This window comes from Actinomyces bovis (assembly GCF_900444995.1).
Lineage (GTDB): Bacteria > Actinomycetota > Actinomycetes > Actinomycetales > Actinomycetaceae > Actinomyces > Actinomyces bovis.
On sequence record NZ_UAPQ01000006.1, the window covers coordinates 340316 to 362669 of the forward strand.

Annotated in this window: 17 protein-coding genes and 1 tRNA gene; 10 read left to right on the plus strand and 8 right to left on the minus strand. The window is 69.5% G+C overall.

What is annotated here, in order from left to right; genetic code table 11:
• Nucleotides 1–415 precede the first annotated feature (415 nt).
• The 4 genes from DR039_RS05135 to DR039_RS05150 all read left to right on the plus strand — a co-directional run bounded on the left by DR039_RS05135 (nucleotide 416) and on the right by DR039_RS05150 (nucleotide 5623).
• Nucleotides 416–1807 (plus strand): hemolysin family protein, encoded by a 1392-nt coding sequence (locus DR039_RS05135; RefSeq protein ID WP_111836315.1) that lies wholly within the window; start codon nucleotides 416–418, stop codon nucleotides 1805–1807.
• Nucleotides 1804–2865: a hemolysin family protein gene (locus DR039_RS05140; protein WP_111836316.1), complete on the plus strand. Its 1062-nt coding sequence runs from the start codon at nucleotides 1804–1806 to the stop codon at nucleotides 2863–2865. The genes DR039_RS05135 and DR039_RS05140 overlap by 4 nt, the downstream gene beginning before the upstream one ends.
• A 157-nt stretch (nucleotides 2866–3022) precedes the next feature.
• Nucleotides 3023–4819, plus strand: coding sequence for a M23 family metallopeptidase (locus tag DR039_RS05145; protein WP_126622193.1), 1797 nt, complete (start codon nucleotides 3023–3025; stop codon nucleotides 4817–4819).
• Between the two features lie 15 nt (nucleotides 4820–4834).
• Nucleotides 4835–5623, plus strand: coding sequence for a glycerophosphodiester phosphodiesterase (locus tag DR039_RS05150; RefSeq protein ID WP_111836318.1), 789 nt, complete (start codon nucleotides 4835–4837; stop codon nucleotides 5621–5623).
• Nucleotides 5624–5687: 64 nt separating this feature from the next.
• Here the strand turns inward: DR039_RS05150 and DR039_RS05155 are convergent.
• Nucleotides 5688–5763, minus strand: a tRNA-Arg gene (locus tag DR039_RS05155).
• Between the two features lie 231 nt (nucleotides 5764–5994).
• On the opposite strand from DR039_RS05155, the gene argS reads away from it, so the two are divergent.
• Both argS and lysA read left to right on the plus strand, forming a co-directional pair.
• Nucleotides 5995–7671, plus strand: coding sequence for an arginine--tRNA ligase (gene argS, locus DR039_RS05160; protein ID WP_111836319.1), 1677 nt, complete (start codon nucleotides 5995–5997; stop codon nucleotides 7669–7671).
• 25 nt (nucleotides 7672–7696) lie between these two features.
• Nucleotides 7697–9163, plus strand: a complete 1467-nt coding sequence (gene lysA / locus DR039_RS05165) for a diaminopimelate decarboxylase (RefSeq protein ID WP_111836320.1) — start codon at nucleotides 7697–7699, stop codon at nucleotides 9161–9163.
• A gap of 30 nt (nucleotides 9164–9193) precedes the next feature.
• On the opposite strand, the gene DR039_RS05170 is transcribed toward lysA, so the two are convergent.
• From DR039_RS05170 to DR039_RS05195, 6 genes are all read right to left on the minus strand, one after another.
• Nucleotides 9194–9922 (minus strand): ABC transporter ATP-binding protein, encoded by a 729-nt coding sequence (locus DR039_RS05170; protein WP_170166834.1) that lies wholly within the window; start codon nucleotides 9920–9922, stop codon nucleotides 9194–9196.
• Nucleotides 9909–11111, minus strand: a complete 1203-nt coding sequence (locus tag DR039_RS05175) for an ABC transporter transmembrane domain-containing protein (RefSeq protein ID WP_111836322.1) — start codon at nucleotides 11109–11111, stop codon at nucleotides 9909–9911. Before DR039_RS05175 ends, DR039_RS05170 begins: the two co-directional genes overlap by 14 nt.
• A complete protein-coding gene (locus tag DR039_RS05180) occupies nucleotides 11093–12817 on the minus strand; it encodes an ABC transporter ATP-binding protein (RefSeq protein ID WP_111836323.1) in 1725 nt (574 codons plus the stop codon). The genes DR039_RS05175 and DR039_RS05180 overlap by 19 nt, the downstream gene beginning before the upstream one ends.
• Nucleotides 12818–12968: 151 nt before the next feature.
• On the minus strand, nucleotides 12969–13742 hold the full coding sequence (locus tag DR039_RS05185; protein WP_111836324.1) for an energy-coupling factor transporter transmembrane component T: 774 nt from the start codon (nucleotides 13740–13742) through the stop codon (nucleotides 12969–12971).
• Nucleotides 13739–15517, minus strand: coding sequence for an ABC transporter ATP-binding protein (locus DR039_RS05190; RefSeq protein ID WP_170166856.1), 1779 nt, complete (start codon nucleotides 15515–15517; stop codon nucleotides 13739–13741). Before DR039_RS05190 ends, DR039_RS05185 begins: the two co-directional genes overlap by 4 nt.
• Complete coding sequence (locus DR039_RS05195; RefSeq protein ID WP_229116819.1) at nucleotides 15514–16185, minus strand: ECF transporter S component; 672 nt, start codon at nucleotides 16183–16185, stop codon at nucleotides 15514–15516. The genes DR039_RS05190 and DR039_RS05195 overlap by 4 nt, the downstream gene beginning before the upstream one ends.
• Before the next feature lie 167 nt (nucleotides 16186–16352).
• Between DR039_RS05195 and DR039_RS05200 the strand changes: the two genes are divergently transcribed.
• Together DR039_RS05200 and thrB are read left to right on the plus strand one after the other, a co-directional pair.
• The gene (locus DR039_RS05200) at nucleotides 16353–17690 is read left to right on the plus strand and encodes a homoserine dehydrogenase (RefSeq protein WP_111836326.1); all 1338 of its coding nucleotides are present in this window, start codon (nucleotides 16353–16355) and stop codon (nucleotides 17688–17690) included.
• Between the two features lie 3 nt (nucleotides 17691–17693).
• Nucleotides 17694–18599 (plus strand): homoserine kinase, encoded by a 906-nt coding sequence (thrB, locus tag DR039_RS05205; protein ID WP_111836327.1) that lies wholly within the window; start codon nucleotides 17694–17696, stop codon nucleotides 18597–18599.
• Nucleotides 18600–18641: 42 nt separating this feature from the next.
• On the opposite strand, the gene DR039_RS05210 is transcribed toward thrB, so the two are convergent.
• On the minus strand, nucleotides 18642–20039 hold the full coding sequence (locus tag DR039_RS05210) for a PAS domain-containing protein (RefSeq protein WP_111836328.1): 1398 nt from the start codon (nucleotides 20037–20039) through the stop codon (nucleotides 18642–18644).
• A 217-nt stretch (nucleotides 20040–20256) separates the two neighbouring features.
• Here DR039_RS05210 and DR039_RS05215 point away from each other — a divergent pair, with 217 nt between their 5' ends.
• Both DR039_RS05215 and DR039_RS05220 read left to right on the plus strand, forming a co-directional pair.
• Nucleotides 20257–21066, plus strand: a complete 810-nt coding sequence (locus DR039_RS05215) for a TIGR03943 family putative permease subunit (protein ID WP_111836329.1) — start codon at nucleotides 20257–20259, stop codon at nucleotides 21064–21066.
• Nucleotides 21063–22136, plus strand: a complete 1074-nt coding sequence (locus DR039_RS05220; RefSeq protein WP_197719054.1) for a permease — start codon at nucleotides 21063–21065, stop codon at nucleotides 22134–22136. Before DR039_RS05215 ends, DR039_RS05220 begins: the two co-directional genes overlap by 4 nt.
• Nucleotides 22137–22354 lie beyond the last annotated feature (218 nt).

Below are 22354 nucleotides of genomic sequence, written 5' to 3' on the forward strand. Positions count from 1 at the left end.
TACTCTTCCGCGCTGCTGCTGTGGGGAGGGTGAGTGCAGTTCTGAGCTACCTGACAATCACCTCAGTGCTTTTTGACGAGTTCGCCAGTTTGTGACGAGTTCGCCTGCACTGTGGGCGTACACGTCACGAATGGGCGAATTGGGCAACAATGGGGGCGCGCCGACTGCCGCATGCTGGGCGACGTCGGGGCGACGTCGGGTGGTACCGTGCGAGCACTATGCGCCGACATGCCCGCCGGAACCGCCGTCGACCTGCCGCCTCCCGCCAGGAGGGAGACAGTCCCCGCCCTCCCGCGCCCACGCAACTGACCCCGCACCATCACTTGGTGCCAAGTCACTTGCCGACGCCGTCGGTTCGCTCCTGCGCTAGCACCTTGGCAGCGCAAGCGCCCCAAAGCACAAAGGCCCACAACTGATGGGCAGCCTCAGCGACTGGCTCATGATCGGCCTGGGCATCCTCCTGACCGCTGGAACTGCCATCTTTGTGGCCGGGGAGTTCTCCCTGGTGGCCCTAGACCCGGCCACGGTGGAGACCCGCGCCGCCGAAGGGGAGAAACGCGCCGCCGCCGTCCGCCAGGCGCTAACTCGCCTGTCCACCCTGCTTTCCGGTGCCCAAGTGGGCATCACTTTGACCACCATCTTGCTGGGCTACACCATGCAGTCCGCGCTGGCCAAGGTCTTAACCAAGCTCATGTCCCGCTGGCTGGCCGAATCCGTGGCCACCGGCGCCGCCGTCGCGATTGCGCTGGTCTTGGTCAATGCCTTCTCCATGGTGGTTGGTGAACTGATCCCCAAGAACGCCACCTTGGCTGACCCCATGCGCGCTGCCGGACTGGTGGCCCCTCTCCTCACCGGCTTCACCACCCTGCTCGGCCCCGTCATCTGGCTTCTTAACGGCGTCGCTAATCTGGTGCTGCGCCGCCTGGGCATCACCCCCACCGAGGAACTCTCCGGCACCCGCTCTGCCTCCGAGCTTGCCTCCCTGGTACGCCACAGCGCCGAGGAAGGCACCTTGGACGTCTCCACCGCGGCCCTGCTCACCCGCTCCATCGGCGTGGGCGCACTCACCGCTGTGGACGTTATGACCGACCGGGGCCGCCTGCACACCCTGGAGCAAGACGCCACTGCCGCTGACGTGGTTGAAGCTGCCCGCACCACTGGCCACTCGCGCTTCCCCGTAGTAGGCCAAGACGCCGACGACGTGCTGGGCATCGTTCACCTGCGCCGCGCCGTCGCCGTCCCCTACGAGCGCCGCGCCGAGGTCCCCGTGGCCTCCAGCTCCCTAATGACCCCTGCCCCGCGGGTCCCCGAGACCATGCCCCTGGCGAATTTGTTGATCGAATTGCGCAGCACCGGCAGTCAGATGGCCGTAGTTGTGGACGAGTACGGCGGCACCGCTGGGATGGTCACCCTGGAGGACGCGGTGGAGGAGATCGTCGGCGAGGTCTCCGACGAGCACGACCGCCGCCGCGCCGCCGCCCATGCGGAGGCTTCCGGTGATTGGCTCCTGCCCGGCTGGACCCGCCCCGATGAGCTGGCCACTAACGCCCACCTTCACGTCCCTGACGACGGCCCCTACGAGACCCTGGCTGGCTTGGTGATGAACGAGCTGGGTCGCATCCCACAGGTGGGGGATCAGGTCGACGTCGCCCATGTGCGCCTGCGCGTGGAGGCGATGGAGGGGCGGCGCGTTGTCAGCCTGCGCGTCAGCGCCCTGCCTGAGCCGGGGGAGTCGGGAATTGCAGAAGACGCCGACGACGCAGGAGCGCCAGGCCAGTCAGCGCATACAGCGGAGGGCGCGCAATGAGCACCCCCGTAGCCCTGGTCACCGCTTTGGTACTGCTGCTTGGCAACGCCTTCTTCGTAGGGGCGGAGTTCGCCGTCACTTCTGCCCGCCGGGCCCAGCTGGAGCCCCTTGCGGAAGCGGGCGACCGGCGGGCCAAAACTGCCCTGTGGGCCCTCCAACACGTTTCCAGCATGCTTGCCACGGCCCAGCTGGGGGTCACCGTCTGTTCCACCGGCCTGGGGGTGGTGGCTGAGCCTGCGGTGGCCCACCTGCTGCAGCCCGCCGTCGCTGTCCTGGGCCTGGGAGCGGCCAGCGCACACGGCGTTGCCGTGGTCTTTGCGCTGGTTCTAGTGATTTTCATGCATGTGGTGGCCGGAGAGATGGTGCCCAAGAACATCTCTATTGCCTCCCCAGAGACAGCGGTGCGCTGGCTCGCCCCACCTTTGGTGGCTCTCTCGCATCTGCTCAGACCGGTCATTGCCGGACTCAACGGCCTGGCCAACGGCACCCTGCGCCGATTTGGCCTGGAGCCACGTGAGGAGTTGCCCGCCGCCTTCAACGCCGCCGAGGTAGCTGCCATCGTGGAACGCTCCACAGCTGAGGGCGTGCTGGAGGACGAGACCGGCCTGCTGTCCACTGCGCTGGAGTTCTCTGAAGCGACCGCAGCCAGTGTCATGGTGCCTTTGGCTGAGTTGGTCACCCTCCCTGCTGCCGCTACCCCCGCCGACGTCGAGCACGCCGTCGCCACCACCGGTTTCTCCCGTTTCCCCACAGTTGACGAGGCCGGTGAAGTCATCGGTTACCTCCACCTTAAGGACGTCCTCTACGCCGACGCCGCCCAGCGCAATGAGCCCGTCCCCGCAGGTCTGTTACGCCAGTTGGTGCGGGTGCGCCCCGATGACGAGGTGGAGGATGCTCTCCTGGCTATGCAGCGCACTGGCGCCCACCTGGGGTGGGTAGAGGGCGACGCCGGCCAGTTGCTGGGTGTGGTGTTCCTGGAGGACATCATTGAGGAGCTGGTGGGGGAGGTGCATGATGAGATGCAGCGCGAGGAGCACCAGCGTCGCGATTTGCTCTAACTGGAAGCTAAATGTGTGGCGAATGTGAAAGATCGGTGCGTGTGGGGTTAATGTGACCGAAGTCCTGGCGTGTCCCAGCCGCGCTAACTAATCTCAGTCCCCAGTGGCTCGCCATGGCCGCATCGTTACAGTGACCCTGACCCGGAGAACCCGCAGCGTGTCCGACAAGCCAATGACCCGGCGCCAGCGCCGTGAAGCTGAGCGCGCCGCCGCCCAGGCTGCACTCCGCCAGGAGGCGGAAGCCGAGGCGCTAGCGGCTGCTGCACGGCGTCGGCAGGACCGCCGTAACTTGCGCGCTGACTTGGAGCGCAAGGCTCAGCAACGCCCGGGGGACTCCACCGTGGATGCCACCGCTGAGGACTCAACCGCCGACGCCACTACCGCCAACCGCTCTACTGCCGCCATTGCGCGTGCCGGTGCTGCCGCAGCCGCTAAGGAGTTGGAGCAGGAGGCCACGCGGCGCGACGCCGTCGCCAATGCAGAAACCGTCACCACCCCGCGAGTCACCGAGCCGAGCCGCTTTGTGGTGCCTGAGGCCGCCACCACGCCAGCCGGTTCCCGCAAGCCTGCGAGGCCAGCATCGACGCGGCGAGCCGCCAAACTGAGGCCTGCGAGCCCAGGGATGGCAGCGGGGTCGGCTTCCAAGGCTGCTCCCGTGGACCCGGTAGCTCCCACGCAGTCCGCGCCCGCGCAGGCTGCTCCTGTAACCAAAGCCGCTCCGGCCAAGCCAAAAGCACCGGCTGACGCCGCCCAGAAAGCTAAAACCGAGCCCTCCACTAAGCCCGCCCCTGAACGGCAATGGTCCGGGAGGCGTTTGGCCGCTGTACGCCGCTCCGTGCGCAAACCCAATGCGCTCAGCCCCGAAATTGCTTCCAGGATCGCCGCCAGGCTGCCCGAGGATGGCAACACGGACTCCACCATCACCATCATTAACTCGCGCGATCTGGTGGCGGCATCGCCCGCTCGCGCCGCTGCGAAGCCTGGGGCAGGCGCGGATTGGGCCCGTAGTGAGGCCAGCACTGAGGAGATCGACCTCTCTGGTGCCATGCAGGAGGCCACCAGCGAAGACGAGGACTCGCTGCCACGCAGCTACCGTCCGCGCCGTGGCGCTGACCAGGCCGCTCGCCGCAACACCGCCGCTAATGGCTCTCACCGCACCAGTATCGGCACGCTGGGGAGAGCTTCCGTGTTGGCCGTTCTGGCTGTGCTGACCATTGTGATTCCGCTGACCGGCAAGGTGCCGCAACTCACTAGCTTTGCGGCCCCACACCCAGCTAATTCAGCGGCGTTGCAAGCTTCCCAGCAGGCGACGGGTTCGTCTCTGGCCGCCCCGATCGTTGGCTCTGATGCGGATGTTGACACCAGCACTAACGGTGCTTTAAACAATGTGCCCGACGCCGCCACCCTGGCCCGCATTAAGCAGGCTTACGCCAATGCCTCACAGAGCTGTGCGGTCAAACTGGGGGCTTCCGGTGAGGCGGCGGCTTTCATTAAGCCCCCTGAGCTGTACATGCCGATGATTGCGGGCAGCTACGTGGTGTCTTCGCCCTTCGGGTATCGCCTGCACCCCACGCTTGGTTATGTCCGCCTGCACGCTGGGCAGGACTGGTCGGCTGGTGTTGGTACCCCGATTTATGCGGCCGCCGCTGGCACCGTGACGATGGCTGGCATGGATGGGGGCCTGGGTGTGGTGACTATCCGCCATGAGTTGGGCGGTCAGGTGTGGTTCACCCGCTACTTGCACATGTACCAGGACGGCATTTACGTCAAGACGGGTGACCAGGTGCAGGCGGGTCAGCTGATCGCGGGTGTGGGCTCTACGGGGCAGTCCACCGGACCACACCTGCACTTTGAGGTGCGCACGGCGGACAACTGGGAAGACTCTTCTGCGGTTGAGCCCGCGCAGTGGCTTAAGGACCACAGCGCCGTAGAGTTGTCTTCTGACTGTAAGTGACGCCAGGAGCCAGAGATGCTGCAGCAGGAGCGCCCACGGGGGCGCGAGTTCAGAGTGCCTGAGGTTGTTGCCCACCGGGGTGGCGGCAGGGAGGTGCCTGAGAACACTTGGGCAGCCGTGGAGCACACCGTTGGTTTGGGGCTGCGGTGGATGGAGACGGATCTGCATGTCACCGGCGACGGCGTCGTGATCCTGTGGCATGACCCGAGCTTCCAGCGTGTGGCCAACCAGACCGTGCCGATCAGTCAGCAGACTTGGCAGGAGATTTCTGGTCAGGACGTGGGTGATGGGCGACCGCCCGTGCGTCTGGACGATGTGCTGCACGCCTTCCCGGAACTGCACCTGAATATGGACCTGAAAGTCCCCGAGGTGGTGCAGCCAGCTCTGCAGGTGGCGCGGGCGGCAGATGCCCTGGAGCGGGTGCGTTTTGCTTCCTTCTCTGCGCGGCGCTTGGCGGTGCTGCGGCGTCAGGAGCCGCGGGCGACGACGTCGGTGGGTACTAGTGACGTTGCAGGTTTGCTGCTGCGTGCTGAGTCGGGGCTGCCGTTGCCGCGGACCCGTTGGAGTTGGGTGCAGGGCCGCTCCAAGGTGGACTGTGTGCAGGTGCCGACCGCCCATAAGGGCATTCCGGTGGTGACGGAGCGTTTTGTGGCTGCTGCGCACCGCTACGGGCTGGAGGTGCATGTGTGGACCGTGGATGACCCGGCGGAGATGGAGCGCTTGGCGGCCATGAACGTGGATGCGTTGATCACGGATGTGCCCACGGTGGCTCTGGAGGTTGTGGGGCGCCTAAAGCAAGCCTGAGCGAGCCCGCGACAGCCTACTCACGGCACAAGAAAGTCCCAGGGCGTCGATGCGCTCTGGGACCTGGTGCCCCGGACAGGATTCGAACCTGCGACCTTCTGCTCCGGAGGCAGACGCTCTATCCACTGAGCTACCGGGGCCCGAGGCAGGACTCTACCAGCGCTCAGCCTGCCACCGTGAACCAGCCGAAGCGGCCTAGCTCACGGTTAGGCACCAAGCCGCGCCGCACCCGCACTTTGCAGCCCGCCCATAGCGCCACCCTTGCCAAGTTTCAGGCGGCAGCGTCCCAGCCAGTGGAAAACCAGGCGCTCATAGCGCACGCAACACCCCCACCCCAACACCCAAGCAAAGCACTCAGATAAACTCCCAGCGTGACCCCAGAAGAGCTCGCTGAAGCGATCCGCAACGTCCTCACCGCCGCCGTCCAAGACGGCTCCCTGAACCTGCCGGTTGAGGAGGTGCCACTGCCCAAGGTCGAGCGTCCCCGCTCCCGCGAGCACGGCGACTGGGCCACCAACGTCGCCATGCAGCTGGCCAAGAAAGCCAGCACCAACCCCCGCGCCCTAGCAGAACTGCTAGCCGAGCGCGTCGCCCAGCTCGACGGCGTCGCCTCCGCTGAAGTGGCCGGCCCCGGCTTCCTGAACATCCGCCTAGACGCCGCCTCCGCCGGTGAACTAGCCCGCGCCATCCTGCAAGCCGGGCAGGAGTACGGACGCAACAACTCCCTGGCCGGGCAGCACATCAACCTGGAGTACGTCTCCGCCAACCCCACCGGCCCCGTGCACCTGGGTGGTGCCCGCTGGGCCGCCGTCGGCGACTCCCTCGCCCGCATCCTCACCGCCTGCGGCGCCAAAGTAACCCGCGAGTACTACTTCAACGACCACGGCACCCAGATCGACCGCTTCGCCCGCTCCCTGCTCGCCGCCGCCCGCGGCCAGGAGACCCCCGAGGACGGCTACGGCGGCGACTACATCGCCGAGATCGCCCAGACCGTCACCGACACGGAGACCGCCGCCGGCCGGCCCGCCCCCGCGACCCTCCCGGACGACGAGGCCACCGAGGTATTCCGGGCGCGCGGCGTAGACCTCATGTTCGCCTCCATCAAAGCGGAACTGCACGCCTTCCACTCCGACTTTGACGTGTTCTTCCACGAGGACTCCCTGCACGAATCCGGGGCCGTAACTCACGCCATCGGCAAGCTGCGGGCGCGCGGCGTCATTGAGGAAAAGGACGGCGCCACCTGGCTGCGCACCACCAACTTCGGGGATGACAAGGACCGCGTACTCATCAAATCCGACGGCGACGCCGCCTACTTCGCCGCCGATGTGGCCTACTACCTGGACAAGCGCTCCCGCGGCGCCGACTGCGCCATCTACCTACTAGGTGCCGACCACCACGGCTACATCGGCCGCATGATGGCCATGTGCCAAGCCTTCGGGGATGAACCCGGAGTAAATATGCAGATCCTTATCGGCCAGCTAGTCAACCTGGTTAAAGACGGAGCACCGATGCGCATGTCCAAGCGCGCCGGGACCATCGTGACCCTGGAAGACCTGGTCTCCGCCGTCGGTGTGGATGCTGCCCGCTACGCGCTAGCCCGCGCCTCCATGGACTCAATGATCGACATTGACCTGGATGTCCTGGCCTCTGCCAGCAACGAAAACCCCGTCTACTACGTGCAGTACGCCCATGCCCGCACCCGCAATGTGGCGCGCAACGCGGCAGAGCACGGCGTCTCCCGCGAGGCCGGATTCGACCCGGCGGCCCTAGACAACCCGGCGGACTCTGAGCTGCTGGGGGTGCTGGCGCGTTTCCCAGCGATCGTCGCGCAGGCCGCCAGCCTGCGCGAGCAGCACCGCGTGGCCCGCTACCTGGAGGAGCTCGCAGCGGCCTACCACACCTGGTATGCGGCCACTCGCGTCACCCCGCGTGGTGACGATGCCGTGAACTCCGGCCATGTGGCCCGACTATGGCTCAACGACGCCGTCAGCCAGGTGCTCGCCAACGGCCTGGGGCTGCTAGGAGTCTCCGCCCCCGAGCGCATGTGAGCCCGCAGCAAGCACAGGAGCAGATATGACCAACCCCGCCGCCCCCGCTGGAGAGGCACCCCTGGGCAGCCTGATCGCCCCCGAGCCCTCTGAGCGCCCCGACCTATGGCCCACCACCGTCCGCCGGGGGGAAGACGGCGCCCTCACTCTGGGAGGCCGCAGTCTCGCCCAGGTCTTAGCGCAAGCTCCTACGCCCGTCTTCGTCCTAGATGAGACGGACCTGCGCTCACGCGCCGCGGCATGGTCCGCCGCCATGCACGAGGAGTTCTGGCCCCAGTACGGCATGGCCGGTGGCGAGGCCTTCTACGCCGGCAAGGCCTTCCTCACCACGCGCGTCGCCCGCTGGGCCCTGGAGGAGGGCATGGGCATCGACACCGCCAGCCGCGTCGAGCTCGCCGTCTCCCTCGCCGCCCTGCAGGACGTCGACGGCGAGCAGGCCACCGAGCACGCCGCCCGACTGGGCCTGCACGGCAACGGCAAGACCGAGGCCGAGCTCGCCGTCGCCCTCGCCCACCGCGTCGGCCACGTCGTGCTCGACTCCCTCGAGGAGGTCGACCTCGCCGCCGCCGCCGTGCGCCGCCTGCGCGAGACCGGCACCTACGCCCCCGACGAGACCGGCAAGGTCATGGTGCGCCTGACCACCGGCGTGCACGCCGGCGGGCACGAGTTCATCGCCACCGCCCACGAGGACCAGAAGTTCGGCCTGTCCGTCCACACCGGCGCCGCCCGCCAGGCCGTCGACGCGATCACCGCCGCCCCCGAGCTCGAGCTGCACGGCCTGCACTCGCACATCGGCTCCCAGATCATGGACCTGGCCGGCTTCCGTGAGGCCGCCCGCGTCGTGCTCACCCTGCGCCACGAGGTCTCCCTCGCCACCGGCACCGCCTGCCCGGAGGTCGACCTCGGCGGCGGCTACGCCATCGCCTACACCGGTGCCGACGCCGTGCCCCCCAGCCCCGCCCAGGTCGCCCGTACCCTCGCCGACACGGTGCGCGAGCTGTGCGCCGAGCTCGGTGACCCCGTCCCGCACGTGTCCGTCGAGCCCGGCCGCAGCGTCGCCGGCCCCTCCACCGTCACCCTCTACACGGTCACCGGCCTCAAGCGCGTCGACCTCGACGGCGGCGCCAGCCGCCTGTACGTGAGCGTCGACGGCGGCATGAGCGACAACATCCGCCCCGCCCTGTACGGCGCCGCCTACACGGCGCTCCTCGCCAGCCGCCGCCCCGACCCCGCCGCCGGTCTCACCCGCGCGCGCGTCGTCGGCAAGCACTGCGAGAGCGGCGACGTCGTCGTGCGCGACGTCGACCTGCCCGCCGACCTCGCCGTCGGCGACGTCCTCGCCGTGCCCGCCACGGGTGCCTACGGACGCTCCATGGCCAGCAGCTACAACATGTTCACCCGTCCGGGCGTCGCCTGGGTGCGTGACGGCGAGCAGGGCTGGGTGCTGCGTCCGGAGACGGCGGAGGACCTCCTCGCCCTCGAGGGGGAGTAGGCCCTCCACCGTCCCTGCCGCAGGCCCGCCTCAGTCCTCCTGGCTCCCGGCCCCCACGAGCCTCCAGCGGTCCACAGCGCTCTGGTCCTCCCAGAAACGTCGGTACGTGCCGCCCGCGCTGTAGAGCTCGTCGTGCGCGCCAATGGCCTCGACGGCCCCGTCCACGAGCACGACGATCCGGTCCGCGCGCCGGATCGTCGACAGCCGGTGCGCGATGACGAGCACCGTGCGTCCCTCGCTCAGCTCCTCCATCGCCCGGGTCACCCCGGCCTCACTCACGCCGTCCAGTGCGCTCGTGACCTCGTCGAGCAGCAGCACGGGTGCGTCCTTGAGGAAGGCACGAGCGATGGCGACGCGCTGGCGCTCACCCCCGGACAGGGAGGAACCGCCCTCTCCGACCCGAGTCGCCCACCCGTGCGGCAGGCGCTCGACCACCTCGCTCAGGCCCGCCCGATCGGCCGCCTCCCGCACCTCCTCGTCGCTGGCGTCCGCGCGCCCGATGCGTACGTTCTCCTCAATGGTGGTGTCGAAGAGGTAGACGTCCTGGAAGACCATCGAGATCTGCGCCATGAGGTCCTGTGTGCGAAGGTCTCGCACGTCCGCGCCGCCCACGCGCACCGACCCGCGCTGGACGTCCCAGAAGCGGGCCACCAGCCGCGTGAGCGTGGACTTGCCGGAGCCGGAGGGCCCCACGAGAGCGGTGACGGAGCCGGCCGGGAAGGTGAGGGTGACGTCGTGGATGACGTCACGGCCCGGCACGTAGCCGGCGGGCCACCAGCCGCGTGAGCGTGGACTTGCCGGAGCCGGAGGGGCCGACGAGGGCGGTGACCGAGCGGGCGGGGAAGCGCAGGGTGACGTCGTGGATGACGTCACGGCCCGGCACGTAGCCGAAGGTGACGTGATCCAGGCTCACGTCCAGCCCGCCCCCGGCAGCCGGACGGGGTGAGTCCGTCCTCTCCTCCACAGGCTCCGGCAGGGCGGGTGCGCCCAGGATCGACTCGATCCGCTCCAGGGCGACGTCGGACTGGTGGAGGGGGTCGACGTAGAAGGCGAGCATGCCGACTGGCTCGGCGAAGCGGATGACCATGAGAGCCAGGGTGACGAAGACGACCGGGTCGAGGGATCCTCCCAGCAGGAGGTACAGGCCCACGGCCAGGCTGGCGATGACACCGGTCTCCACCCAGGTGTGGAAGGCCTGCCCTGCCGGGCCCTTGGCGTGCTGGGCGCGGTGCGCAGCCGCGTGGTCCTCCCTCAGAGCCTCCTCCAGCGGCGCCCAGACCGTGGGCCGCCCGTCGCGCGACCCGCTGGCCGCGCCCGTGGCGCGCAGGACCGCCTGGAGGCGGCTGAACTCCAGCAGGCGGGAACCCAGCTCCTCAGCGGCGTCCTGGGAGTGGCGGAACTCCGCTCGCACCGCCCGCCGCAGCCACCGCAGGCACAGGACGGTGCCGGGCAGGGCCAGCAGCAGCGCCAGGCCCATCCGCCACTCCAGCACGAGGGCGCTGAGCCCGACGACGACCGCCGTGCCGCTCATCGAGGCGATCTGCGGCAGGGCGACCGAGGGAATGTGGGCGAGGTCGGCGGTGTCGCGCGAGACGGCGGTGGCGACCTGCCCGGTGGTCGCGGAGGTGAACCAGCCCAGGGGCAGCTGCTGGACCCGGTGGCCCAGGGTGCGCACGAGGCTGCCGCACACGTCGTAGCAGGCGACCGCGTGGGTGCCGATGCCGGCGGCGCAGGCGACGACCACCGCGGCCAGGGCGCACAGGACGACGCCGGCCAGCCACCGCCCGGCCGGCTCGCCGGCCAGGAAGGACCTGAGGAAGGGCACGAGGAGCACCAGGGAGGCGCCCTGGAGGACCCCGGCCAGGGCGTGCGCCGCCACGAGGGGAACGAGGTTGCTGCTCGCGCCCAGGCAGCGCTGAAGACGACGGATCACTGCTGTGCCCTCCACATCTGTGCGTAGAGGCCGCCCTGTGCGAGCAGCCCGGTGTGCGTGCCTCGCTCGACGAGGCGGCCGTGGTCCATGACGAGGACCTGGTCGGCGTCCACGACGGTGGACAGGCGGTGCGCGATGACCAGGACGGTGCGGCCGGCGGCGAGCTGCGCCAGCGCCTGCTGGATCTCGCGCTCGGAGTGCGCGTCCGCCTGGGCGGTGGCCTCGTCCAGCAGGAGGACAGGGGCGCCGGTAAGGAACAGGCGGGCCAGGGCGACACGCTGACGCTCCCCGCCGGACAGGTGGGCGCCCTCGGAGCCGAGGACCGTGTCGTAGCCGTCAGGCAGCTCCAGGACCCGCTCGTGGATCCGGGCGGCGCGGGCGGCGGACTCCACCTCGGCCTCGGTGGCGCCGGGACGCCCCAGCAAGATGTTGGCGCGCACGGTGTCAGCGAGCGTCCCGCCCTCCTGGAGGACGAGTCCTAGGCGGGCGAGCAGGTCCGTGGTGGCGGCGTCGCGTACGTCGGTGCCTCCCACGCGCACGGACCCGGACTCGACGTCCCAGAAGCGGGCGACGAGCCTGACAAGGGTGCTCTTGCCCGAGCCGGAAGGGCCGACGACGGCGGTGACCATGCCTGGCTCTAGGCGCAGGCTCACGTCGTCCACCGCCAGCGGCAGCGGCTCGGCGCCCTCGCGCGAGGAGTAGCGGAAGGAGACTTGGTCGAGCTCGACGCCCACGCCCCCGGCCTCGTCGCGCCCCACCGGCACCGGGTGCTCGGGCTCGGCCAGGACCGGCTCTGACAGGAGGGCGCCGAGCCTGCCGGTGGCCTCGGCTCCGAGCGTGACCTGGTTGACGAGGGTCACAAGGCTGACGAGCCCGCTGGGCAGCCCGATGCCGACCAGGAGGAAGGGCAGCAGCTCTACCGGCCGTAGGACCCCGTGCCCGGCCATCCAGGCTCCGGCGAGAAGGACGGGCACGAGCATCCCGGCGGGGGAGATGAACGAGCCCAGCAGCGCCATGGGTCGACCGGGCCCCTTCATGTACCGGTAGGCGGCGTCGGTGTACTGGTCGAGGGCCTCGTCGAAGCGTCGGAAGACGGTCCCCGCCAGGCCGAAGGCCTTGACGGTGGCGATCCCGTCGACCATCTCCACCGTGGAGGACCCCACCTTCTTCATCCCCTCGAGGTAGTCCTCGTTGACGGTCCCCTGGGAGACTGCCATCGCAGTCGCCGTGAGGACGAGGAGCAGGACCAGCCAGCCCAGGAGGACGAGGGCGAGCTGCCAGGAGCGGGTGAACAGGTAGGCCAGGCCCAGGACGATCCCGCCCACGGAGGCCCCCAGGTCAGTGCCGAGGTGGGCGACGAGGGTGTGGATGGCGGTGGTGTCCTCGGTGATGAGGACCTTCGTGCGGCCCGAGGACTCGTTCGTGTGCCAGCCCAGGGGTAGGCGCGCCAGGTGCCGGACGATCCTGCCGCGCAGCGTGGTCCGGAAGGCGCTCTCGACGTCGTGCGCCCAGCCGGTGGCGGCCATCGCGATGGCGTGCCCCAGGGTGAGGCCGAGGACGACGGCGCCCAGCCACGTCCAGGCGGCGCGGGCGGTGAGGGTCCCGGCCACGGCCGCCTCAGCGACGGCTGTGACGCCGACGGCCGGCAGGAGGGTGAAGGCAGAGGCGAGGGTCTCCGCCAGCGCGGTGAGGGCAGTCGCCCCGCGGACGGGGGCCAGCACCTGGCCCAGGGTGAGGGGAGGGGCGGTGGCCCCGCTGCTGCGCGGGGCGACAGGTTCGGGCCGGGACGGGGGAGGAGAGGTGCTGGTCGGTGGGGGTGGTGGGCATGAGGGTCTCCGGGGGTGGGGGCTGGTGGGGGGGGGGAGGGGCGGGTCAGACGTCGTGGAGGACGAGCCCGCCCCCGGAGAAGGTGGCGGCGAGCCAGGCGGCCAGGGCCCAGCCGGCCAGGACGAGGACGGTGTCGCGCCGCCGCCAGCGCGGCCGGTGGCGCTCGGTGCGCGTGCTGTAGGCGCCGAAGCCGCGCGCGTCCATGGAGGCCGCTACCCGCTCGGCGTGCCGCACGGCCCCCGCGGTCAGGGCCGGCACGGCGGCCCACGCCCGCACGAGGGGGCGCAGCACCGGCAGGGGCGCGCGGGTGCCGCGCAGGGCGTGCGCCTCCTTGACCGACCGGTACTCGGCGGCCAGGCGCTGACGGAAGCTGATGGCGGCGACGCCCGCGTAGGCGACGCGGTAGGGCACGTGCAGATGGGTGGTGAGGGCGCGCAGCAGGTCCTCGGGGCGCGAGAGCAGGCCCGTGAGCACGCACAGGGACATGACCGAGCCGAGCTTGCCTCCCAGGCGCGCGCCGGCGAGCACCTGGTTGCGCTGCAGCTCGAGGCCGCCCAGGGCGAGGACGGTCTCGGAGGCGCCCACCCGCTCGACGGGAGCGCTGAGCGCCAGGGACGATCCGATGAGGAGCGCGACCGTCAGGACGGCCAGCGCGGCGAGGCCGCCGCGGCGCAGGTCGGCGACGAGGAGGAGGGACGTGCCCACCGCCAGGACGAGGAGGGGGGCCTGGGGTGTGGGCATGAGGGCGGTGACCACCATGAGGGGCAGGAGGGCGGTGAAGGGTGACAGCGGGTCGAAGACGGGGGAGCGCCTGGTCACGGCAGGTCCTCCCACCGGGTGAACGGGGGCACGGGCGCGCCCGTGGCGACGGCGAGCGCACGCATGCGCGCCAGCGGCGGGGGCGTGAGCCCGGCCCGCTCCAGCAGTGCCGTGTCGGTGAGGACCTGCGCAGGGCCGCCCTGGGTGAGGACCGCGCCGTCGGCCAGGACGAGGACGCGGTCGGCGTGACCGGCGACGAGCTCCATGTCGTGGGTGGTGAGCACGACGGCGGTGCCCTCGTCCGCGATGGAGCGCAGCAGCGCCATGAGGGCCTCGCAGCTGGACCGGTCCTGGCCGAAGGTCGGCTCGTCGAGGCAGATGAGGTCGCGGTGGCGTCCCAGGACGGAGGCGACCGACAGGCGGCGCTGCTGGCCCCCGGACAGGAGGAAGGGGCTGGAGCCCGCCTGCTCGACCAGCCCGAAGCGCTCCAGGCGCTCCGAGACGGACCGACGCACCTCCTGCTCGTCGGCACCGGCCAGTCGCAGGCCGTGGGCGAGCTCGTCGGCCACGGTGCGCTCGAGGAACTGGTTCTCGGGGTTCTGGGCGACGAGGGTGACCGCGTGGCCGGGACGGCCGGGACGGCGCTCGCGGCCGGCGACGCGGACGCTGCCGCCGGTCCAGGGCTCGAGCCCGGCGAGGGCGCGCAGAAGGGTCGTCTTGCCCGAGCCGTTGGCCCCGGTGACGGCGAGTACCTGGCCGGGGCCGAGGGTGAGGCTCACCCCGGTGAGGACGGGGCGACGGCGACTCCTGCGCCCGCGGGGAACGTCGAGGTCGCGCACCTCGAGCGCCGGGGGCGCGGTCGGGGCGGGCGGCCCGGCCTGCGGGGCGCCCGACGGTGCGCGGTCGTCCTCCGTGACGGCAACGGGCGGTGAGCCCTGGGGCAGACGGGCTGCGGCGAGCAGGCGGGCGCCGTCGGCCAGCGTGAGCGGGGCCTTCTCCGCGGTTTCGGGCCGGTCGTGGTCGACGTCGTCGGGCCCGGTGCAGCCGGCGTCGCGCAGGCGCAGCCCCAGCGCGGTCGCGGAGGGCAGTCGCACCCCGGCCCGGGCGAGCGCACGCGCGTGGCGGGCCATGACCCGGCGGACGGGGCCGGAGGCGAGGGTGGAGCCGTCGGGGCCGAGGGCGATGACGTGGCTGACGTGCTCGATGACGTCGTCGAGGTCGTGCTCGACGACGAGCACGGCCGCCCCGCGGGCGTGGACCCCCGGCAGCAGCCGGTAGAAGGCGCGGGTGGCGGACGGGTCGAGGTTGGCGGTGGGCTCGTCCAGGACCAGCAGAGCCGGTTCCTGCGCCAGGGCGCAGGCCAGGACCAGGCGCTGGCGCTGCCCGCCGGACAGCTCCCAGGGGCTCGTCGCCTCCCGGCCGGACAGGCCGACGTCGGCCAGCGCCCGACGTGCGCGCGCCTCGATGTCGGCGGCCGGCACGCACAGGTTCTCCAGGGCGTAGCAGACCTCGTCGAGGACACTGGTGGTGACGATCTGGGCGTCGGGGTCCTGCATGACGACGGCGACGGTGCTGGCCAGGTGGGAGACCTCGGCGTCGGCGACCTCCTGTCCGCCGACCCTCGCCGAGCCGCGGTAGGCGGAGGGCAGGCAGTGGGGCACGAGCCCTGGTAGGAGCCGGGTGAGAGTGGACTTGCCGCAGCCGGAGGGGCCCAGCAGGAGCGTCGTCGTACCCGGGCGCAGGGTGAGGGTGGCACCCTGCGGGACCCAGGTGCTGGTGCGGGCGTACTGGACGGCGGCGTCCTGGAGCGTGGCGACGGAGGGAGCCGTGCTCACCGGGAGACGGCCAGGCCCGTGCGCTCCAGGGCCCGGCGCAGCAGCAGGCACACGCCGACGGCGACCCAGCAGGACAGGACCGCCAGGATGACGCCGACGACGGTCTCCTGGGTGGTGAGGGCGATGCCGAAGCCCGCCGAGTAGAGCGAGGCGTTGATACCACCGAAGACGACACCGGAGAGCAGGTAGACCCACCAGGTCCAGCGCCGGTAGAGGAAGAGGGCGACGGGGGCGCCGACGAAGAGCGAGCCAATGAGGTTGCCCAGGACGGCGGAGGGGCCCTGCGGGGTGAGGAAGGCCGAGATGATGCCCATGACGAGTCCGGAGACGAGGAAGGCGCCGGGCTTGTTGACCAGGACGCCGGGAAGGAGGTAGGGCACCATCCAGGCGCCCATGAGGGCGCACATGATGAGGATGCCGCGAGGGCTGACGGCGACGAGGACGGACACGTAGGTCAGGGGCACGACCAGAAGGGAGCCGACGACGCCGAGGGCGGCTACCGTCATGAGGTTGCGGGTGCCCAGGACGGAGTCTCGCAGCCCGGACCGGGCGGAGGTGCGGATGGTGGTCGAGGCTTCGGGTGCGCTGCTCATGGTGACCTCGGGTAGGTGGGGCGCCGGTCGGGTGGACGCCATGACCACCAGGCACCCGTGAATCAGGATAGGCACACCTAAGATAGTAGTGGTTCTCAGTAGCGGTCAAGTGTCGTCCGCCCGGGGCCTGCGGCGCCGGGGCACGTGGAACCGCCGCGGTGGAGGGACGCGCGCGCGGTACGTCTGTGGCCCCGTCTATGCTGGCCCGAGCCCGCACGCCAGCACGAGAACAAGGTGGACCCATGACCCAGCAGGCCCCGCCCGCAGCCCCCGCCACCCCAGCGACGCGCCCCGTCCTCAAGGTCGGTGTCCTCGGCTCAGGCACCGTCGGCACCCAGGTGGTCCGCCTCCTGCTAGAGCAAGCCGACGACTTCGCAGCCCGCTCCGGCGCCCACCTGGAAATCACCGGCATCGCCGTGCGCAACCTTGACGCCTCCCGCGACCCCGCCGTCCCGCGCCACCTCCTAACCACCGATGCCACCGCCGTCGCCACTGGCAACGACATCGTCATCGAGCTCATCGGCGGCATTGAACCCGCCCGCACCCTCATCCTCGCGGCCTTCCACGCCGGCGCCTCCGTCATCACCGGCAACAAGGCCCTCATCGCCGCCCACGGCCCCGAGCTCTATGCCGCCGCCGCACAAGCCCACGTCGACTTCTACTACGAAGCCGCCGTCGCCGGGGCCATCCCCGTGGTCTACGCCCTGCGAGAATCCATGGCCGGAGACCGCGTCACCAGCGTGCTCGGCATCGTCAACGGCACCACCAACTACATCCTGGACGAGATGAGCACCAAAGGCCTGTCATTCGACGCCGCCCTGGCCACCGCCCAGAAACTTGGCTACGCCGAAGCCGACCCCACCGCCGACGTCGACGGCCTAGATGCCGCCGCCAAATGCGCCATCATCGCCTCCCTAGCCTTCCACACGCGCGTCGGCCTAGACGACGTCACCGTAGAAGGCATCCGGGACATCACCGCCGACGACATCCGTGAAGCCCACGCCTCCGGCTGCGAAATCAAGCTCCTAGCCATCGCCCAGCGCCGCGAAGACCAACACGCCAAAGGCATCTCCGTGCGCGTCCACCCGGCCCTCGTCCCCCAAAACCACCCCCTCGCTTCCGTACACGGCGCCTTCAACGCCGTTCTAGTGGAGGCTGAGGCCGCTGGTCGCCTCATGTTCTACGGGCAAGGCGCCGGTGGAGCCCCCACCGCCTCCGCAGTGCTCTCCGACGTCGTAGCCGCCGCCGCGCACCGCGTAAACGGCGGTGAGGCCCCCCGCGAGTCCTCCTACGCCGATCTGCCACTCCTTGGCCCGGAGGCCGCGCTGACCCGCTACCAGGTGCAACTGCGCTTGGAGGACACCCCCGGCTCCCTGGCCGCCATAGCCCAGGTCTTTGCGGACAACCAGGTCTCCATCGACTCCGTGCGCCAATCCTCCTACGTGGGCAGCCAAGACGCTATCGTCACCATCGTCACCCATGAGGCACCCGTCTCCGCCCTGGACGCCGCCGTCACCGGCCTGAGCCAAGAGGAGCGGGTGGAGTCCGTGGTCTCTATCCGCCGCGTCGAAGGGCTCTGAGCTATGTCAGCCAGGCTTTGCAAAGAACGCGCGGCGGTGCGCGTGCCTGCTACCACCGCCAATATGGGGCCGGGCTTCGACTCCTTCGGCATGGCCTTCCGCTTCTACGACGAAGTCACCGTGCGGCCAGTGATCGGCGCCACCCACGTCAAGGTCGTAGGGGTGGGTGAGGGCAAAGTCGCCACCAATGACGACAACCTGGTGGTCCGGGCCCTGCGTGCCGGACTCGACGCCGTAGGCGCCCCCCAGGCAGGCTTTGAAATGAGCTGCTTTAACCGCATCCCCCATGGCGGCGGCATGGGCTCCTCCGCCTCCGCCGCCGTCGCTGGCCTAATGCTGGCCCGAGGCCTGATCTCTGAGCCTGAAGCCCTAAGCGATGAGGTCATCTTCCGCCTAGCCACCGAGTTTGAAGGCCACCCGGACAATGTAGCCCCCGCCGTCTTTGGGGGCGCCACCGTAGCCTGGACGGACAAGGACGGCACCCCGCACGCCGCCCCCATGCCCGTGGACGCGAGCCTGCCCGTGAGCCTGCTGGTACCCCCGGAAACCACTCGCCTATCCACGGAAGCAGCCCGCAAAGTCCTGCCCTCCGCCGTACCGCGCGCCGACGCCCTCTTCAATACCTCCCGGGCCGCCGTGCTCATGCTGGCGCTGGCAGGGCGCCCCGACCTACTCATGGCGGGCACCGAGGACCGCCTGCACCAGGAGTACCGCCGTCGCGTCCTACCCGACTCCATGGCCGTGATGGATTCCTTACGCGGCCAGGACTACCCGGCAGTCATCTCCGGAGCTGGCCCCACCGTGCTGGTGCTCGCACACCTCAAACAGGGCACCCGAATGGCCCTGGAGCGGCACGGCTGGAGCGTGCTGCAACCCGCCATTGACCTAGACGGCGCCCGCCTCAGCTGAAAGCTGGCCCAACCGCCCCGCTGACCCGGCTGAACTGCGGCCTCAGGCAGCCTCAATTGCCGCGCAAACCTGCTCAACTAACGCCCGCAGATCAGCTTCCTGGCCGGCATCCTCGCCCACCGCCGCGCTAGTGCACTGCTCCACCAGCCCAGCCAGATCCATGAGGATCTGCTCTGAGCCGGAGACGGCGGCCGCAGCAGCCTTGGTCAGCGACTGAGCCGCTTCCGGTAGATTGGGGTCCTGGGACTTGGGGCTATTGGTCCAAAGCTCCAGGATTTGGTGGGGGATTGCCAGCAGGCGCTGCACCTGGGCGACGGCGTCGCCAGTCTGCGCGGCCAGCTCCTGGTAGCTGCGCGTCTGGGCGGCGAAGTCCTCCATGCCCTCGCGCAAAGCCTGACCCAAGTCATTAATCGCGCCGCGCGTCAGCTCAGAGTCCTCGCTGGCAGCAGTGCCAGCCCCCTCCGCGCCGCTAGCTTCGCCGTCGATCAACTCCGCCAGGAAGGTGGCCGTCATGGAGGCGTGCAGGCGTGCCAGGGCGATGCGGAAGCGGGTGCGCCCCACGGTCGCCTCCATCTGCGCCAAAGTTTGCTGCAGACTGGAGACCTGCGGGGTGATAAGCCCCTGCATCTGCAACCACAGATCAAGCAGCTGCCCCAAAGTGGACAGGCCTGCGTCGGAGCGGTCCAGGCTGGCCACCGACTCGGAGCTAATCGCGGGGTTGTTTACGGCGCGATTCAGGCGTTTGGAGGTGCGTTTAATCGCGTGATCCAGGTCCGCCAGCGCATCTAGGCGACTCATCCAAGCGTCTAAGTCAGCGCTGAGCGCATGCACCGCCTCAAGCGCGCGAGCCTGGGGGCCGACGGTACCTGGCCGCTGCGCAAGTCCCTGTCCGCTCTCCTCCCAGCTGGCTACTTCTGCGGGCAAAGCCACGTTCTGGAAGGCCTCGTAAGAGTCCAGGCCCGCCTCTGCTAACAGTTCCACGAGCTTCCCGGCCCCCTGAGCAGCAGTCTCCCGCCGATTGGCACCACCGGCGGCAGCCTCCTGCTCAAAACCGAGGGCCTGCTCGTACAGGGCGTAAGCGGTCTCCTCCAAGTCAGCGCGCATGGGCCGGGAACGCACGGAGAGGTAGTCACCGTTGCGCATGGGAGTGACGGTGGCAAAGACGCGATACTCGGAGCCATTGCCCGCCAGATTGCGCACATACGCGGCGAAGGGCCGGCCCGCTTTGAGGGTGTCCCACATGGCGTGGAAAGCCCCGGCTGGCATCGCCGGGTGGCGGATCAGATTGTGAGGGGCCTGACTGAGCTCGTCGGCCTCAAAATGGGACAGACGCACAAAGACATTGTTGGCGCGCTTGATAACTCCCCTGGCATCCGTAGTGGAGAAGAACAGCTCGTCCACGCCGACCTCGTGCCTGGCGCCGGAGGGTTGGTTGGGCATGGCGGCAATTCTCCTCAGGGTCGATAAGCCAAGGAGAAGGCTACCTAAACCCACCGGCCCCGGCTTCCGACGATCGGATGGCTTTTGAGCTCTCCTACAGCACAGCAACTGGGTGCTAAGGCGAAGTGCCGAGATAACCTGTCCGCCAGGCGCCGCACTTGCTCTCGCGGGCGCCCGCCAATGCCGCCCAGCGGCCCAGCCCAGCCGGAAGGACGCCATGAGCGAGCAGCAAGCCGCCTCGCCCACCGTGCCGACGGCGTCGTCCCTGCGCCGCAGTGCCCACCGGCAGATGGTGGCCGCCACGATCATGCTGGTCCTGGGCCTAGTGGCCCTAGTGCTGGTGCTCACCCGCAGGCTCAACTTCTACCTACAGCCCTATTTCCAACCTTTCATACTGCTGACAGCCTTAGTGCTCATCGTGCTAGCCATGTGGACGCTGGTGGACCTGGACCGACCCACAGTCCTCAAAGCCCACGCCCCCATGCGCCCCAGCTCCTGGCTAGTGCTGGTGCCTGTGATCCTGGCAGTGGTCTGCGCCCCCAGCCCCCTGGGGGCAGCACTGATGTCCTCGACGGCGGTGGCGGGCGGTGGCGGAGGCGCGGCCTACACCGCAGCCAAGCAGAGTTCACGGGTGCGCGCCGCCAAAGTCCTGGGCACCAACCCTGATGGAACCGTCGCCTTCCCAATCCTGCCCACCGGCACCGTCAACTCCCTTGGCCTGGATGAACTCTCCGACCGCTACTCGCTAGGGTCTAAACCCCAGCTAGCAGGCCGCACCGTAAAGCTGCTGGGCTTTGCTAGCCCGGGCCCTGACGGCGGCTGGCGGCTAGGCCGCTTCAAAATCTACTGCTGCGCCGCTGACGCCATCCCCTACCAGGCCGCCTTGATAGGACTGTCCCAGGAACTCCAAGCCGACCAGTGGTACGAGGTGACCGGACTCGTACAGACCAACCCGGAGTTTGAGGTGCCCATCTTGCAGGTCACCCACTTGACTGCCGTACCCCAGCCGGAGAGCCCCTACCTGTGAAAACTCCGCCAGCCATCGGGACAGCTACTAGGCCAGCCACTGAGCCAGCCACCGGCCCCAAAGCAGATGTTGACGCCGAGCAGCTTGCCGCCGCCAGGCGCGCCGCCTCTGGACGCTGGTACCTACCATCCGCCGCCCTAGCTCTGGTAACCCTCTGCATGGGGGCACTGCGCTGGCGCGGGCAGCTGCTAGACCTGCACGGCGCCGTCGAGTCCTGGGCTGCCATCACCATCGCCATCACCCTGCAAGCCCTGCCCTTCCTGCTGCTAGGCGTGCTGGTCTCCGCACTAATTTCCGCCCTGGTACCCCAGAGCCTCCTAAAACGCCTGACCCCCGCCAATGGCGCCCTGGCTGTGCCCACGGCTGCCACCTGCGGCCTGCTCCTGCCCGGCTGTGAATGCGCCTCCGTGCCCGTGGCCCAGTCCCTCATCCGCCGCGGACTGCCGCCAGCAGCCGCCTACGCCTTCCTATTGGCCAGCCCCGCCGTCAACCCCGTGGTGCTGGTGGCCACCGCCGTCGCCTACACCGGAAACCCCACCATGGTGTGGGCTCGCTTGGCCGCCTCACTATTATCTGCGATGGTGGTCGGTTGGGTGTGGCTGGCCCTTGGGCACGAGGCGCCAGCGGGGCAGGCTGAGGCGCATGAACACGGTGGAGTCAGCCGGGCCGAGGCTTTCCGGGCTAGCGCCGTCCATGACTTCATGAACGCCAGTGGCTACTTGGCTGCTGGCGCTATGGTCGCAGCTCTCATCAAGGTGGTGGTGCCGCGCAGCTGGTTCACGGTCCTGCAGCAGTATCCGGCGGTAGCCATTTTGGTTATGGCGGCGCTCGCGGTGCTCTTGAGCCTGTGCTCGGAGGCGGATGCCTTTGTGGCGGCCGCCTTCAACGGGGTTTCCCTGACGGCGCAGTTGGTGTTCCTGGTGGTTGGCCCCATGGTGGACCTAAAGCTGATTGCCATGCAGTACGGGGCCTGGGGGAGAGGCTTTGTGCTGCGCTTTGTGCCCTTGACCCTGGCTGTGGCAGTGCTCTGCGGCACGGTGGTGGGGGCGCTGCTGCTGGGTGGGATGTGATCCTGGTGGCAGAGCAGGCCGGCTCTGCAGCATATTTACCGCCCTATGGATGCGTTTAGCCCCGGTAAGATGCTAGAGTTACCGCGACGTCGGGTCCGCAGTGACTCGCGCCAGCATCAGCCTAGGAACGGTGGCATTGCCCCACAATCCCGCTGTGCAGGACCTTTCCCGTGAGCTTTCCGGACGGTCCCTCCCTATGCAACCGGACCTGCCGGACT